This is a genomic window from Rhodococcus sp. WWJCD1 (assembly GCF_002258735.1).
Classification (GTDB): domain Bacteria; phylum Actinomycetota; class Actinomycetes; order Mycobacteriales; family Mycobacteriaceae; genus Rhodococcoides.
Genome location: NZ_NOXY01000012.1, coordinates 86784 through 102737 on the forward strand (window position 1 = coordinate 86784; position 15954 = coordinate 102737).

At 64.7% G+C, this 15954-nt stretch carries 12 protein-coding genes; 6 read left to right on the forward strand and 6 right to left on the reverse strand.

Features of this window, described 5'->3' with window-relative positions; genetic code table 11:
- Positions 1-17: 17 nt before the first annotated feature.
- Together CH286_RS08160 and CH286_RS08165 are read right to left on the reverse strand one after the other, a co-directional pair.
- A complete protein-coding gene (locus CH286_RS08160) occupies positions 18-773 on the reverse strand; it encodes an ABC transporter ATP-binding protein (protein ID WP_094608902.1) in 756 nt (251 codons plus the stop codon).
- 2 nt (positions 774-775) lie between these two features.
- Positions 776-1501 carry an ATP-binding cassette domain-containing protein gene (locus CH286_RS08165; RefSeq protein WP_176458183.1) on the reverse strand — a complete coding sequence of 242 codons (726 nt, stop codon included), beginning with the start codon at positions 1499-1501 and terminating at the stop codon, positions 776-778.
- Positions 1502-1599: 98 nt separating this feature from the next.
- On the opposite strand from CH286_RS08165, the gene CH286_RS08170 reads away from it, so the two are divergent.
- From CH286_RS08170 to CH286_RS08185, 4 genes are all read left to right on the forward strand, one after another.
- Positions 1600-2109, forward strand: coding sequence for a TIGR04338 family metallohydrolase (locus CH286_RS08170; RefSeq protein ID WP_037152056.1), 510 nt, complete (start codon positions 1600-1602; stop codon positions 2107-2109).
- Positions 2110-2161: 52 nt separating this feature from the next.
- Positions 2162-2926: an LLM class F420-dependent oxidoreductase gene (locus tag CH286_RS08175; protein ID WP_032402743.1), complete on the forward strand. Its 765-nt coding sequence runs from the start codon at positions 2162-2164 to the stop codon at positions 2924-2926.
- 86 nt (positions 2927-3012) lie between these two features.
- A complete protein-coding gene (locus tag CH286_RS08180) occupies positions 3013-4821 on the forward strand; it encodes an ABC transporter substrate-binding protein/permease (RefSeq protein WP_032402742.1) in 1809 nt (602 codons plus the stop codon).
- Position 4822: 1 nt separating this feature from the next.
- On the forward strand, positions 4823-5569 hold the full coding sequence (locus CH286_RS08185) for an amino acid ABC transporter ATP-binding protein (protein WP_094608904.1): 747 nt from the start codon (positions 4823-4825) through the stop codon (positions 5567-5569).
- Between the two features lie 10 nt (positions 5570-5579).
- Here the strand turns inward: CH286_RS08185 and CH286_RS08190 are convergent, their stop codons facing one another.
- The 4 genes from CH286_RS08190 to CH286_RS08205 are packed head-to-tail and all read right to left on the reverse strand — an operon-like array spanning position 5580 to position 12164.
- A complete protein-coding gene (locus CH286_RS08190; RefSeq protein ID WP_094608905.1) occupies positions 5580-7226 on the reverse strand; it encodes a glycosyltransferase family 39 protein in 1647 nt (548 codons plus the stop codon).
- Positions 7223-8731 carry a glycosyltransferase gene (locus tag CH286_RS08195; protein ID WP_094609090.1) on the reverse strand — a complete coding sequence of 503 codons (1509 nt, stop codon included), beginning with the start codon at positions 8729-8731 and terminating at the stop codon, positions 7223-7225. The genes CH286_RS08190 and CH286_RS08195 overlap by 4 nt, the downstream gene beginning before the upstream one ends.
- On the reverse strand, positions 8728-10236 hold the full coding sequence (locus CH286_RS08200) for a hypothetical protein (RefSeq protein WP_141215813.1): 1509 nt from the start codon (positions 10234-10236) through the stop codon (positions 8728-8730). The genes CH286_RS08195 and CH286_RS08200 overlap by 4 nt, the downstream gene beginning before the upstream one ends.
- Positions 10233-12164: a hypothetical protein gene (locus CH286_RS08205; protein WP_141215814.1), complete on the reverse strand. Its 1932-nt coding sequence runs from the start codon at positions 12162-12164 to the stop codon at positions 10233-10235. Before CH286_RS08205 ends, CH286_RS08200 begins: the two co-directional genes overlap by 4 nt.
- 394 nt (positions 12165-12558) lie before the next feature.
- Here CH286_RS08205 and CH286_RS08210 point away from each other — a divergent pair, with 394 nt between their 5' ends.
- Positions 12559-13611 (forward strand): beta-mannosidase, encoded by a 1053-nt coding sequence (locus CH286_RS08210; protein ID WP_441347112.1) that lies wholly within the window; start codon positions 12559-12561, stop codon positions 13609-13611.
- 72 nt (positions 13612-13683) lie between these two features.
- Positions 13684-15735, forward strand: coding sequence for a PhoX family protein (locus CH286_RS08215; RefSeq protein WP_094608908.1), 2052 nt, complete (start codon positions 13684-13686; stop codon positions 15733-15735).
- The last annotated feature ends 219 nt before the right edge of the window (positions 15736-15954 follow it).

Sequence of the window (15954 nt, forward strand, 5' to 3'; positions counted from 1 at the left end):
GATAACTCCTGGTGTTCTTACGGGAGCCGGGGGACGGCGTCGATCAGGTCTCTGGTGTGTCGGTGCTGGGGTTGGGTCAGAACGGTTCGTACAGTGCCTGTTTCGACGATGCGGCCGGCGTGCATCACCGAGACGTCGGTGCACAGCCGCGCCACGGCCGACAGGTCGTGGCTGACGATCAGCAACGCGCCCGGTAGGCCGGCCAGGACGTCGAGCACCTGCTCTCGTAGGTCGGGGTCGAGACCACTGACGGGTTCGTCCGCCATCAAGTACTGCGGCGCGCAGGCCACCGCTCGTGCGATGGCGACGCGTTGCTTCTGTCCACCCGACAGCTCGGCCGGCCGGCGAGCGAGGAACCGCGCATCGAGTCCTACGGCCGACAACGCGTTGCTCGCCGTGGCGCGGTGATCGCCCTCGACGCGGAGCAGGCGTAGCGGCGTGGCAACCAGGTCGAGGACGCTGCGGCGCGGGTCGAGACTGGTCGCCGGGTCCTGCGGGATGTACTGCACGCGACGGCGGAACCACCGCAACGTCCGTGCCGGTCCGGGTCGAACAGGCTGCCCATCGAGAACGATCTTTCCGCCAGTCGGTGCATCGACGGCGAGCAGTAGACGCAGCAACGTCGTTTTACCGGAGCCGGATTCGCCGACCACCGCAATACGGGCGGTCGGTGATACCGCGAACGAGACCGCATCCACGGCGGTGTGGGACGTGCCGTTTCGGTCGAACTGCCTCGTGACCGCCGTGGCCACCACACCGGCAGGCTCGTCCATTCTCACGACGCAACCAGCTGACGGAACGGATCGGCTGCCCTCGCCACGTCGATCATCTGCCGCGTCGATGCCGACTGCGGATTCTTCAGTACGTCTGCAGTGGAACCGGATTCGACGATCCGGCCGGAATCGAGGATCAGCACGTGATCGCACACTTGCGCGGCCACGGCGATATCGTGGGTAATCAGCAGCAGCGAGGGGACCTCTCGCACAGCGTGCAGAACGCGTGCCTGGCTCACCACGTCGAGCGCGGTCGTCGGTTCGTCGGCGATCACCAGCGAGCTCTGTCGCGCCAATGCCACTGCGATACAGACTCGTTGACGCTGGCCGCCCGACAGTTCGAGCGGGTGTGAAGCCAGAATGCGTGCGGTGTCGCGCAAACCCACTCGTTCCAGCAGGGCGGCAGCGTCGCGAGTGCGCAACTGCCCGCCGACGGTGACCATCGGATTGAGCGCGGTCGCGGAATCCTGGAACACCATTCCCGGACGCGCCGAATGGGGCCGCCGCGGCGTCGGAACGCCTGCGACGTCGTGGCCGTCGACCACAACGCGACCGGAGCACGTGAGGCCCGGCGGCAAACATCCGACCAGAGCAGACGCGATGGAGGACTTGCCCGAACCCGAGGCGCCGAGCAAGCCCAGGCGTCGACCGGCAGGTATCTCGAACGAGACGCCGTCGACGATGCGAGTGCGTCCGACGTCGATGCAGAGGTCGTCGACGACAATCACGGAATCTCCTGAACGCTGGAACTGGGAACGACTTCGACAATCGTTGTCGATAAAGACACTAGGCGAGGCGAGCGGGCGATACAAATTAGGCTGACCGGGTGAGCAGGGCGAGGGACACGCAGCGGTCCGCGGTGTACGACGCCGAACAGTTGGTGCGCACCATGTTCGATCGCGCCGAGGAGCGTGACATTCGCGTTGTGCAGGTGATGGGCTCGCAGATCACGCTGCCGATCGAGCGCAAGTTCGCGTCGCTGAAATCGGTGCAGACATACATCGACGCGGTCCTGGCACTGGATTGGGTCGCAGCCACGTGGCCCGACGCCGGTCGTGTGATCACCGTCCGAGCTCGGTCGGGCTCGGGTGCCGCGCACTACGAACCGGACACGGCCACCATCGCCGTTCCCTTGCATCACGGCAACAGAGCGTGGGCGTTGCGAGAACTGGTGGTTCTGCACGAGCTTGCGCACCACTTCGCAGACGAGGACGAGCAGCAACACGGAGGCGCATTCGTCGATCGCTACATCACCCTCGTCAGCGAGATCGTCGGCTCCGAGGCCGGGTTCGTACTGCGGGCGATGATGGCCGAGAGCGGCGTCCGCATCGGCTAGGCGTATTCGGGTGCATCATGGGAGACGCAGCCCACACGACGAGGAGACCCCCATGACCGTCAAGATCGGTGTTCAGCTTCAGCCCCAGCACGCTCCCGACTACCAACTCATTCGCGACGCCGTGTTGCGGTCGGAGGATGCGGGCGTCGACATCATCTTCAACTGGGATCACTTCTACCCGTTGTACGGCGATCTCGACGGTGCTCATTTCGAGTGCTGGACGATGCTGGGCGCCTGGGCCGAGCAGACGTCGAACGTCGAAATCGGTGCCCTCGTCACCGGCGGTGGCTACCGAAACCCCGACCTGCTGGCCGACATGGCGCGCACCGTCGACCACATCAGCGGCGGCCGCTTGATCCTCGGCATCGGTGCCGGCTGGAACGAGAAGGACTACGACAACTTCGGCTACGAGTTCGGCACGGCCGGTTCGCGTCTGGCATTGCTGAAAGAGAGCCTGGCCAGAATCCGTCACCGCCTGGACGTCGGCAACCCGGCACCCACCCGCGACATCCCGATCCTCATCGGCGGCGGCGGTGAGAAGAAGACGCTGAAGATGGTGGCCGAGTACGCGCACATCTGGCACAGCTTCGCGGACCTCGAGGCGTTGAAGCGCAAGTCGGAGATCCTCGCCGAGCACGGCACGACCGTCGGGCGCGACGTCTCGGGCATCACTCGATCGGTCTCGTGGCCGGGCGCGGACACCGCTCAGGACTTCGTCGACGCCGGAGCAACGCTGTTCACCGTGGGTACCGGAGGCCCCGAATACGACCTCACGGAGCTCGGCGATGCCATCGCGTGGCGGGACTCGCACAAGTAGAGACACGTCACTGCAGTTCGTTGAGCGAAACCCTTGCGCGACGCCCGTTTGGGTGAGTGGGCCCTGGTCCGCTTAGGGTTTTGTCCATGGTTGCCGTACGCGCTTCACGCGCGCTCGTGGTTCTCGTTCTCGGACTGTTGATGGCACTCACGCTCGCTGCGTGTGGCACGTCGTCCTCCGACGATCAGGCGGCTGCAGGTCCCACCGACCTGTGTGCCCCTCCCGGTGTCGACAGCGCGTCGTCGACGCCGACGAACTTCGATGCCGCGGCCGCTGCCGCGACGGAGGACAAGTACACGACAGCGAACGTCACTCCGCTGGACCGGATCGACACGGGCTCCCTCGGATTGGCGACGCCGGGCGTCCTCACTGTCGGCACGTTGTCCGACGCCCCGCCCAGCATCTGCTTGGACTCGGCCGGCGAGTACACCGGCTACGACAACGAACTGTTGAAGGCCGTCGCTGCGAAGCTCGGCCTGCAGATCAACTTCTCGGGCACCGAGTTCTCGGGCCTGCTCGCGCAGGTTGCCGGCCGCCGCTTCGACGTCGGGTCGTCCTCGATCACGACAACGGACGAGCGCCGGAACACCGTCGGGTTCACCAACGGCTACGACTTCGGCTACTTCTCCCTCGTTGCGAAGGCCGGCGGCCCGATCACCAGGTTCGAGGACCTCAACCCGGGCACCAGGATCGGCGTGGTGCAGGGCACCGTGCAGGACGACTACGTGGTGAACACGCTCGGCCTCGATCCGGTGAAGTTCCCCGATTACAACACCGCCTACGCCAATCTCAAGACCGGCCAGATCGACGCATGGGTCGCCCCGTCACAGCAGGCGGAGGGCTTGGTCAAGCCCGAGGACGGCACCGCGATCACGCAGAACACGTTCTCGCTGAACAACTTCGTCGGCTGGGCCGTCGCCCGCGACAATCAACCGCTGATCGACGCCCTGAACTCCGGGCTCGACGCGGTGATCGCCGACGGTACCTGGGCCACCCTCTACTCCGACTGGGTCCCGCGCGAATTGCCCGACGGCTTCAAGCCCGGTAGCAAGGCCGCCCCACAGCCGGAGCTACCCGACTTCGCGGCCATCGCAGCTCAGAACGATGCGAACGCTCCCGAAGCCGTTGCCGTGCAACCCAAATCCACGCTGGCGCAGCTGGGGGATACGTTCTTCGATTGGTCGCTGTACAAGTCGGCCATCCCCGACCTGTTCAAGGTCGGTCTGCCGAACACGCTGATTCTGGCGTTGGCGTCGGGCATCATCGGTACGGTCCTGGGCATGCTGCTGGCCTTGGCGGGCCTCTCGCGCACGCGTTGGCTGCGCTGGCCTGCACGGGTCTACACCGACATCTTCCGCGGACTGCCCGCGGTGGTCATCATTCTGATCATCGGACTCGGTATCGGACCGGTGGTGCAGGGTCTGACGGGCGGCAACCCGTATTGGCTCGGCGCAGCGGCACTGTCTCTGCTCGCCGCGGCGTACATCGGCGAAATCTTCCGATCCGGTATCCAGAGCGTCGAGGCCGGTCAGATGGAAGCCGCACGGGCACTGGGGTTCAGCCGTCGTCGTTCGATGAACCTCGTGGTCGTCCCGCAGGGTGTCAGACGCGTCCTGCCGGCTCTGATGAATCAGTTCATCTCGCTGATCAAGGACTCGTCGCTGATCTACTTCCTCGGGTTGCTCGCCACCCAGCGTGAGCTGTTCGCCGTCGGTCGAGATCTCAACGCGCAGACCGGAAACCTGTCTCCGCTCGTCGCGGCCGGATTGTTCTACCTGGTGCTGACCGTGCCGCTCACCCATCTCGTGAACTACATCGACAAGCGATTGCGCACCGGTAAGGCCGAGCAGACGCTCGATCCGGTGGAGCAGGCCGTCGTCGTGGAAAGAGGCTGACATGACTTCTGTTTCGCCCGTAGGCAGTGTTTCATTGCAAGGCAGGGATATTCACCTGTCGTTCGGCACCAACAAGGTGCTGCGCGGGGTGAGCATCGACGTCCCGGCCGGCACGACCACGACGGTCATCGGCCCGTCCGGGTCGGGCAAATCCACGCTGCTGCGTGCCCTCAACCGACTCCACGAGCCGGAGCAGGGCGACATTCTGCTCGACGGCAAGTCGGTTCTGAAGGACGATCCCGACAAGCTGCGCCAGCGTATCGGCATGGTGTTCCAGCAGTTCAACCTGTTCCCGCACAAGAGTGTTGCCGACAACATTGCGCTCGGCCCACAGAAGTTGCTCGGCCTGTCCAAGGAGGCTGCCCGCGCGGCGGCGATGGATCAACTCGAACTGGTGGGACTGACCGACAAGGCGGACTCGCGTCCGGGCAATCTCTCGGGCGGCCAACAGCAGCGCGTTGCCATTGCCCGCGCTCTGGCAATGAAGCCGGAGGTCATGTTCTTCGACGAGGCCACCTCCGCTCTCGATCCCGAGTTGGTCAAGGGAGTGCTGGCATTGATGGCCGACCTCGCCGAGGGCGGCATGACCATGGTGGTGGTGACCCACGAGATGGGCTTCGCGCGCTCGGTGTCCAACAAGGTGCTGTTCATGGATCACGGCAGTGCCGTCGAAACCGGAACGCCGGAGCAGTTGTTCGACGATCCGCACACCGATCGACTGAAGACGTTCCTGTCGCAGGTTCTGTAGCGAGCCGTCGTCAGCTCGGTACCCGGTACAGACGCCAATCCGGTTGATCTGCTCCGTCGTTCGGCACTTCGAGAACCAGTGGATACAGATCGGCACCATTGTCGTAGATCGTGGGATAACGCCGGTTGACGGCATCGGATACTCCGCGACCCTCGTTGGGCACCGTCAACAGGTAGCGCACGCCCGCGGATTCCGGGTCGTTCAGGGTCTCGGTGAAGTCCAGATCGGACGGAACCACGAACTGCTTCGGATGCTGCGAGGCCGCCAGAACAGCGAATCCGTAGACGGTGTCGACGAGGATCGAACCCTCGGGTAGGCCCTGGTTGTCGAGGTAGGACGCCAGTCGACGTTCGGTGGAGAAGGAATCGATGATTCGTCGCGCCGCCATCGCCTGGGGATCGTCGGCCGAAGGATCCTCGTCGAAGAGGCGGCCGAGGGCGTACTGCTGGCTGGACAACGTCGGCTGCAGCATCGCCCATCCCGTCACCGGAAGCGCGAGTGCGCAGAGCAATACGACGGCAGACGTGGCGGCAGAACGGAGGGGCACGAGCACGGGGCGGTGCCTACGGAAGGCGCCCGCTCGCCGCGTCGGCTGGTCTCCGGCAGCCGGAAACAGTTGCACCACAACGACGGCAGCCAGCGGAACAGCACAGATGAAGAACCTCAGGAACCCGAACGTCGAGCCGGTGATGTAGCTCGCGGCCTGGAACCCGAGCACACCGCCGAAAAGCAGGGGTGCGACCACGAATTCGAGGTCTCGTCGACGCACAGCCAGCCCCACCGCGAACGGCAGCGCCACCAACAACGTCGGTCCCAACGCGACGTCGGCACCGAGCGAGAACAGGCTGGTACTGAGAAGGTCACCGCTGGAGCCACCGGACTGCGTCAGAATCGCAGCATTTCCGTAGCTCGAAGACAGCTGGGCGAGCGCCTCACCGGTGATCAGCCAGCTCGTGGTGATCCAGACCAGGAACGCCGCTGTACCGGGACCTGCGACGAGCACAGCGTCGAGAATCGCTCTGCGCCGCATCTCTTTCCAGTACGGACGTCCCTTCCGAAGCACGGTGACGACTGCCACCAGAATCGCGGCGAAAGCTATCGGGACGACGCCCTCGTAGCGGGCCAGGAACGCGAGCGCCAAGGCGACGCCTGCCAGCAGAAGATCGTGGACGTCGTCGGTGTTCACCCACCGAATCAATCGCCGTACGGCCCAGCAGAGGAAGAACAGGAAGCCTGCCTCGCTCATGCCGTTGGCACCGTAGAAGACGATCATCGGGTTGATCGCGAAGACGACGGTGATCAGGAGGCGGTGACGACCGGGCAGTCCGCGGTCTCGACAGATTCCGTGCATCATCACCACTGCACCGGCCATGAACACTGCCGATACCGCGATGCCCGAGATGTTCCACCGCGTGATCGCGGGCCACCACGACGCGAAAGCGACCACGGGCAACTGTGCCAGGGCTGTCAACGGCGTGAAGATGAAACCGATCGCCGACACGTGCGGGTCACGGCTGAGCAGCACTGCTTGCGCGGCCGAGGTCCGCGACAACGCGTCCCCGAGCAGGTAGCCGAAGTGCAGGCTCAGTGTCAGTCCCACCGCAAGGTAGCCCGCCAGCGCGCTGCCGAAGACGGTCCACGGAGTGCGCCGATTCACGTGGTCTTCACTTCGTCGGCTGCAGGGTCCGCGGCGGGCCCGGACAGGCCGTGGAACGTCTTCTCCCAGTAGGAGGGATTGCGGACCAACTGCCAACAGCCCTTGATGGACGCCACACTCATCATCACCCAGTACAGGGGCATCGTCAGGCTCGGCACGAGCAAGTAGGCGTTGTCGCTCTCTCGGCTCGCGATCAGGTACATGTAGATCGTGGCGATGTTGCCCACCACCAGAGACAGCAACGAGAAGTAGTAGATGTACGGCGGAAAGAGCTCGGCAACCAACGCGGGTTGGCCGAGAATCCATGCCGCCGTGGTGAACCAGAAAACCATGTTGATGCACGCGGTGATCGGAGTTCCCGCGAGCAACAACGTGAATCGGTAGGTGCCGACGGGCCCGAGGGCACGAACCGTCGCGACCGGTCTGCGCATGTGCACCAACCACGTCTGCAGATAGCCCTTGTACCAACGGGAGCGCTGGCGGACCCAGTTGATCGGATCGCTGTTGGCCTCTTCGAGGGTGGTCGAGTCCAGTACGGCCGTCGAGTAGCCCGAGGCCGCGATGCGGACGCCGAGATCTGCGTCCTCGGTGACGTTGAAGCCGTCCCAGGCCCCCACTTCGTCGATGACATCGCGTCGAAGATGATTGGAGGTTCCGCCGAGGGGGATCGGCGACGTGCTGGCCATCAGACCCGGCAGCAGGTACCCGAACCACAGTGCATAGTCCGCAGTGAACCAACCGGTCAGCAGGTTCTGAGATCCGTTGTGGAACGCCAGCTTTGCCTGAACGCACGCCACGGTGTCGGGCAGCCGCTCGAAAGCCGCGACGACGCGACGCAGCTGCAGTCTCTCGGGCAGATCCTCGGCATCGAAGATCGTCACGATGGTCCCGGTGGCGAAATGCAATCCGTAGTTGCATGCTTTCGGCTTGGTGCGAGGGTCGCCTGCGGGCACCAGAACCACGTCCACGAGATCGCTGACGCCGCTGCGCGCGGCCGCCTCGATGGTCACCTCGTCGTCCTCCTCGAGCAACAACAGAACCTGCAGCTTCTCGGCGGGATAGTCGAGGCCGGTCATCGCCGCGATGAGGTCACCCACCACCTCCGGCTCGTCGTACGCCGGAACCAGAATGGTGTAGTACGGCAACCGATCATCGGGCACGGCCCTGGCCTCATCGTCGGTCACCGTGACGATCGCCGACGCGTCCAGACCACGCGCGAACAGCAGTAGACGGTCGATCATCGCGAGCAGGTACCCGATGGTGCAGACGACCGTGACAGCGAGCAGTGTCCCGACCGGGGCGATCACTCCACAGGCGAGCAGGAGCAGCAAAGCCCCGATCGCCGCGTACTTCTGCCAGGGAACGAAAGCAATTGCCGCAGAAGCCAACGGATTTCGATCGGCCAGCCCGTTGATCGCGTCGTCCAGTGCGCTTGCTCGGAACTCCGCGGTTTCCGTTCCGACGCGCGGGGGAGTCGGCCGCTTCCCCTGGGGAGTCGGGGTCATTGCGGCGCACCGTTCGCCGGGGTCCACTGTTGGCGAACCAACCCGGTACCGAAGGTGGTGAGCAGGTCTCGGTCCTTGTACTCCGGATCATCGTCGATGGATATGGCATTTCCGCGCAGGAACGTACCGACGGCCGTCCCGAGGTTCGACGCCATAGACGGCATCGGCTGCGGGAACACCGCATCCTCGTCGTGGTTGTCGACGCTGATGATGGTCACGCGCTGAATCACATCGCCTCGCTCCCAATGGAAGACCAGCTTGGTCCAGGTGAGCAACAGAGCGTCGCTGACGGCGGTGTACAGCGAACCCGTCACCCCGCGACCGAGATCGATCGTCAGCGGATGGCTCGTTCGGGTGTTGGACAGCCGGTAGAGAGTGCTTTCCGGATACACGGCCAGACTCGCCCGATTCGTGGTCGACAACACATCCACCACCACCGTCCTCGGCCGGGCCCGCAGATCCCACGCGGAGTTACCCTCGTCGGCGCGCATCGTCTGCCGAGTCAGAGTCGACCGTGTTCCGAAAAACGCACGTACCCAATCGAACTCCTGCACATCGATCTCGCTGAAACCGGCCGGCGGAACCAAGGGAACCGATGCCGCACCGGGTGGTCCTGCCACCGACGCCATGTCCGGACGGCTGGGTAGGGGAATGAGGGCAAGAACGACCGCCGCCGCAATCGCGACGATCTTCGAGCTCGGCGACCATTTCGCCGTGGGCAACCCGATGCTGCGCGGACGACGCGCCTCGAACCGGCCGCGGCGGGCAATGCCGTAGAAGACGAGTCCCATGACCACCGCTGCACCCACGGTGGGAACGAGCTGCAACCAGACGATGTCGATTCCCGGCCACAGCGTCAGCATCAGAGCGGCGACCACGGACCCTGACGCGACGGTGCACCCGAAGCCCAGCCATCCACGGCGCCTCGTTCGCCCGACCGCGATCGCACCAGCGACGCCGGCTACCAACACCATCACCAGTGCATACGCGAATCGGCCGCCGTCCAGCGCGACTGCGACCAGCCGGTAGCCCAGCGGACTCAACGCCAGCAGCAAGAGCCACACCGACCAGAAGCGACCGACCGGCCGGAGTCCGAATATCAGGATCGCGCCACCGAAGACGAAGGCAAGCGCCGCCAAGACATCCAAGTGGGCCAGTTCGTACTGGTCTGCGTACCGGGGTAACCAGAGAGCTTTGATGGCGATGGAGACCAGCAACGCCAGGCCGCCGACGATGTTGTCGGTCTGACGGTCGTGGATCGGCAGCTCGTCGGCTCTGCGCCGCGCCACACCCTGAGCCGCAACCGCGGCCAGCAGCGGCAGCACGAAGACATACGCGGTGATGGCGCCGTCGGCTGCCTCCTGAGCAAGCCGCACCCAGGTGGAGAAGAACGCCACCACCACACAGACGAACAGGACAGACCAACGAAAAACCAGAACGTCGACCGGGCTGCGGGACAACCTGAACCGCGTGAAGGGCCCCGGCAGCTCGGCGTCCACGCTCATTGCGGGCCGCTGTGTCGACTCGGCTCGGTCGTCGACCGGCGCGCTCGACGTGTGACGACCAGAGCGACCACTCCGGCGACGGCAAGTACGGCCAGACCGACTCCCACGATCAGCACAGTCGTTCGGTCGGAGGGGGCGTCGGACGTGGCAGCAGGCTCGTCCCTACCGGACAGTGCCGCGCTCGACAGTGACATCGGTTCGGTGTTCTGCGCAGCGAATACGATGTCGCCGTCCAGTGCGTACCACCGAGCGGGATCGGCATCGAGCCAGGACAGCATGGCGTCGAATTCGTTCGGCGTCGAGTTCCAGGAGCCGACCAGGACCGCGCTGTCCTGAACCGACGTGACCTGCACCGTCGCGAATGGCCGATCGGTATCGATCGTCAGTTCGGTCGGACCGCCGGCGGAGTCCGGGTTCGCGATCCGGAATGTCGTCTCGTCGATCGAGGACAGCGGAAGCGTTACCGTGTCCGGCAGATCCGACGCCGGTGCGATCACGAGTGCGGGGCCACTACCGTCGAGTGCCTGATCCATCGACACGACCTCCGGCACGAGCGGCAGACTCGACAGACGCTGCAGTCCGGTTGCCATCGTGACCGCTCGGACGACTCCCACATAGGACTCGTCGGCGAGCGCGATCTCGAACTTCGGCATCAGCGCCTGCGGCATCGATCGCATTCCCAGCGGGGCCGGCGTCGAGGAATCGGACGACCGCACCAGACTCGAACCATCCACGGTCACACTCGTATCGGCCGCAGCGGAGCAACCACCGCTGCCGGTGGTCAGCGGATGGTCGACGGCAATGTCGAGTGTCTCGACGCGGGACAGTGCCGAATCGGGAATGTCGATCCATCGATCGAGCCGACCGGTGTCGTCGGCCTCCCACACTGCGAGCGGTGAACCGTTCACCGTGGCCCGCACCGATCCTGCGCCCGGCGTGTAGCTGCCGATCAGGTGCACGGACATGTTCGATGCAGACCGGCCGAGCCGCGTCTGATCGATCGCGATGGATGCGGTCGCTGTGGCACCGCCCGAACCGGTCACCGTGCCGATCCCGAGATCGTCGAGCGTGATCGATTCTGGTGCCAGTTGCGCCTTCGGGGCGGATGGTCCTGCCAGAGCAGAGGTGGCCACCGCAATCTCGGAAAGATCGCTGGTGATCAGGCGGGCCTGATCGCTCAGATCCGACCCGGTACCGGTGAGGTACATGCGCGGCGGGGCCTGCTCGAGAGGATAGATCAGCTCGGCACCGGCGTCGGAGTTCTTCGCCAGGACCACCGACCTCTCGAGCGGACCGTCCGGCTCAGCTCCTTGCAGCTCGTTGTCCGGCCGCACGACGACCTGAACCGGCTGCGATCCGTAGCGATGGACTATCGATGTCGCCACAACTGTTGCTGCGGTGATCATGTCGCGATCCGGATCGGACGGAACGAACACCGTGAGCTTGCGCAGCAGGGCAGGCAGAAATTCCGCGACAGTGCCCGGCACAGCGAATTGCCCTGCGTAGTCGACGGACGCGTCGATGAGCCGGACCGCGTCCGAAGCCGGATCCGGGCAGTACCGATCGTCGGGGATCAAGGAGGGGATCAGGTCGAGCGCGATCACCCCGTCGACCGTCTGTGCTGCGGCGAGAGGAATCGATACCGGGGTTGTCGGTGCCGCGTTGTCGAGGGTGATGCGGGCGATCGGCCGGCCGGCCGATTCGACGTCGACCCATCCACGGTCGAGCCAGGCCGGTGTGGTCAGCACACCGCTGAGGGTCGACGGCACCGAGCCCACGGGGGACGGCACTGTCAGCCGAGTGCGCTCTCCGGTCGGATCGACGGTGGTGGATCGCCCCAGGCCCAATTCGGCGAACGTGAATCGGTTGGCTTCCTGATCAGCCGGTTGCGCCGACGCCACCGCGCCCGGAATCAGCAGAGGAATCACGGTGAGAACTATTGCGGAAGCAACGCGAACGATTCGCATAGGAATTGGTCCAGCTTTCGATGAAAGAAACGTAAAGACCATGAGGGTATCGCGCATTATCGTTTTCGGACGCCCCGGAGGATAAATGAGTCGGTATCCCTGCGTCTCGATTACCTGAGAGAAACCGACTGGGAGACATGATAATTGACGAGTATCAGCTATTTCGTCCACTCGATCCGAATGAGACGCACTCGACCCGAAAAATCCAGGGGAGGCGGTAACCGTCACCGGCGGCGCGCCTTTGCCGACAGTCGGCGAATTCGTAATTCGGTAGCAGCCGTCTAACATTACGCCGATGCGGATCGTCTCGATGCTTTCACGGTGCGCACTCGGCACCGCAATGGTGCTGTCGCTCATGCTGAGTGCCGACGCGGCCGACGCCGCAGCAGCCCCCGACCCCGGTGCCAGAGTCACAGCGAGCGCCGACGGTCTCGCACTCGACGGGAATCCCTGGTGGCCGACCGGATTCAACGCCTACCAGCTTGCGACCGATTGGTCGGTCAACGCGGGCTGCGGAGCGATGGTCGACCTGGACGGCTACTTCAGCGCATTGCCTCCGCATTCCCTGACGCGATTCGACGCATTCCAGGCCCTGGCAATCAACCGATTCACCGGCACTCTCGACTTTCGTCCCATGGACGCGGTCTTCGCTGCGGCCGAGGCACACGGTCAGCTGCTCGTACCCGTTCTCTCGCCTCAGGACGGGGCCTGTGAAGGAAACGTGTTCAAGGGCAAGCAATGGTACGTCGACGGTTGGACGACGCCACCTACCGTCCCCGGCACAACCGCCGTGACCAGCTTCCAGCAATGGATGCTCACCGCCGTGAATCGGTGGAAGGATTCACCCGCGCTGGCGGCCTGGGAACTGGTCGGTGAGCCGGAGACCAGCTCGTGCACCGACGCGGCATGCTCCTGGACCACCCGAACCTGCACCGCCGACGCAGCCCAGGTTCTGCGATCCTTCTTCGACACCGCGGGGCAGCAGGTGCGCTCGATCGATGCCCGCACACTGATCACCGCCGGTCTCACCGGCGGCGGGCAGTGCGGAAGCCAAGGTGACGAGTACGAGTACCTCGCCCAGTCGCCCTTCGTCGATGTGTTGCAGTATCACGATTACGGCGCCGACGGCGTGCCGTTGCCCGGAGATCAGTGGAACGGGTTGCAGCGGCGCATCACTCAGACCGACTCGGTCGGCAAGCCGCTGTTGGTGGGCGAGATCGGCCAACTTGCCGGTTCGTGTGGCGACATCGGGGCTCGCGCAACCAGTATCGCCACCAAGATCGCCGGTCAACGCGCCGCAGGAACTGCGGGTGCGCTGCTGTGGGCCTTCGTACCGGACCCACGAGCCACCGAGTGCAGCTACGACATCGGCCCGAACGATCCGTTGTGGCAGACGATCGGGTCTTAGGGCAGCCTCGTTCGCCCCAACTTCACCTGAACGTTCCTTTACTTTCGCTTTTGGGTGACAGCGTGCCGTGACATGAAGCCACTACCCTTGTTCGCCGTTCACGACGGAAGCTCCAAGCGCTCATCATTGACGTGCAAGTACAAGTGCGGTGATGCGTGCTTCCACGAGATTCCCAATACGTCGAAGGGCGAGTACTTCGGCGACATCGTCAAGACCGCGATGTCCCGACGTGGCGTCATCAAGGGTGGAGCGATGGCAGTGCTCGCCGTGGGCGCGGGCAGTGCTCTGGCCGCGTGTTCCACCGACGAGCCGGCGGCTACCGGCAGTTCCCACACCACAGGCTCCGGCACCCCACCGGTCGATGGCGTGGATTTTGTTGCGGTGGAACCGAACACCGAGGACGCCGTAGTGGTACCCGAGGGTTACGAGCAGGGCATCGTCATCCGCTGGGGTGACGCGGTCGTGGCAGGCGCACCGGCGTTCGACTTCGACAACCAGACGGCCGCCGCGCAGGAGAAGCAGTTCGGCTTCAACAACGACTTCGCCGGTCTACTGGCGATCGAGGGCACACCGAACGCGCACCTGCTGGTGGTCAACCACGAGTACAGCACCGAGCCCGCGATGTTCAAGGGCTACGACGCCGAGAACCCCACCCGAGAGCAGTTCGACGTCGCCCTTGCCGCACACGGACTTTCGGTGGTGCAGGTGCAGGGCGAGTCCGGCACCGGCAAGCTCACCCCGGCAATGGGGCAGTACAACCGCCGCATCACCGGCACCACCGAATTCGTCGTCACCGGCCCCGCCGCGGGCAGCAACTTCCTCAAGACGAGCGTCGACCCCACCGGCACCAAGGTGTTCGGCACGTTCAACAACTGCTCGGGCGGCCTGACACCGTGGGGAACCGTGCTCTCCGGCGAGGAGAACTTCAACCAGTACTTCGGCAATGCCGAGTCGGTCACCGATCCCGTTGTAGCGCAGCGTCTCTCGCGTTACGGCGTCGAGGGTGCCGCGAGCGACCGCAAGTGGGAGCGCTTCGACAAGCGCTTCGACCTGGCGCAGGAGCCGAACGAGGTGAACCGCTTCGGGTACATCGTCGAGGTGAATCCCTGGGACCCGCAGTCGACTCCCATCAAGCACACCGCGCTCGGCCGCTTCAAGCACGAGGCCGCGACGATCCACGTCACCGATGACGGCACCGTGGTGGCCTACAGCGGCGACGACGAGCGCTTCGACTACATGTACAAGTTCGTCTCCAGCCGAAAGATGATGCCCGGCACCGGCCAGGCCGCGATGCGCAACAACCTGACGCTGCTCGACGCGGGCACGCTGTACGTAGCCACCCTCACCGGCGATACTCCCGACGAGATCGACGGATCCGGCACCCTGCCGTCCAACGGTGAATTCCGTGGCACCGGTACGTGGATCCCGCTGCTCGAAACCGGCGAGGACGGCCGCGGCACATCCCTCGTCGACGGTATGTCGGCCGAGGAGGTCGCGGTGTTCACCCGTCAGGCAGGCGACAAGGTGGGCGCAACCAAGATGGACCGTCCCGAGGACTTCGAGCCCAACCCGGTGACGGGCAAGGTCTACGTTGCGCTGACGAACAACTCCAACCGCGGCACCGAAGGCAAAGCTGCGGCCGACGAGGCCAACCCCCGCAACACCAACAAGAACGGTCAGGTACTCGAGCTCGACGACGACCACGCGGGCACGTCCTTCACCTGGAATCTCCTGTTGGTCTGCGGTGACCCCAACGAGGCCGACACCTACTTCGGCGGCTTCGACAAGAGCCAGGTCAGCCCCATCTCGTGCCCCGACAACCTCGCGTTCGACGCCAAGGGCAACCTGTGGGTCTCCACCGACGGCAATGCCCTCGACTCCAACGACGGCCTGTTCGCCGTCGTGCTCGACGGCGAACGTCGCGGCGAGACTCGGCAGTTCCTGACGGTTCCCGCCGGCGGCGAGACCTGCGGTCCGATCGTCACCGACGAGCGTGTCATGGTGTGTGTGCAGCACCCCGGCGAGAGCGACGACGCCACCGCCGACGCGCCGATTTCGCATTGGCCCGACGGCGGCGACACCCAACCGCGGCCGTCCGTCGTCGCAGTCTGGAAATCGGCTTAGCCGTACCTGTTTCGCCTGAACCGGGACACTTATAGTCGGCAAAAGTCGGCTGTAAGTGCCTTTCGGCGTTGTTAGGTGTCATCGAATGCCCGGCGGCGATTCTGTCAATTCACAAGGTCTACGACGATGCGCCGAAGATGGTTGACCCGCTGGTAACGGATGTGTAAACCTACGTCGATAGGCCGGTAGCTGGAACTCCATTCGGGCTGTGCGCGCAAT

Coding starts and splice junctions, on each gene's coding strand:
- CH286_RS08210 (WP_441347112.1), top strand. CDS start 12,559: ATGCTGAGTGCCGACGCGGCCGACGCCGCAGCAGCCCCCGACCCCGGT.
- CH286_RS08195 (WP_094609090.1), bottom strand. CDS start 8,731: ATGACCCCGACTCCCCAGGGGAAGCGGCCGACTCCCCCGCGCGTCGGA.
- CH286_RS08180 (WP_032402742.1), top strand. CDS start 3,013: ATGGTTGCCGTACGCGCTTCACGCGCGCTCGTGGTTCTCGTTCTCGGA.
- CH286_RS08175 (WP_032402743.1), top strand. CDS start 2,162: ATGACCGTCAAGATCGGTGTTCAGCTTCAGCCCCAGCACGCTCCCGAC.
- CH286_RS08185 (WP_094608904.1), top strand. CDS start 4,823: ATGACTTCTGTTTCGCCCGTAGGCAGTGTTTCATTGCAAGGCAGGGAT.
- CH286_RS08160 (WP_094608902.1), bottom strand. CDS start 773: ATGGACGAGCCTGCCGGTGTGGTGGCCACGGCGGTCACGAGGCAGTTC.
- CH286_RS08215 (WP_094608908.1), top strand. CDS start 13,684: ATGAAGCCACTACCCTTGTTCGCCGTTCACGACGGAAGCTCCAAGCGC.
- CH286_RS08200 (WP_141215813.1), bottom strand. CDS start 10,236: ATGAGCGTGGACGCCGAGCTGCCGGGGCCCTTCACGCGGTTCAGGTTG.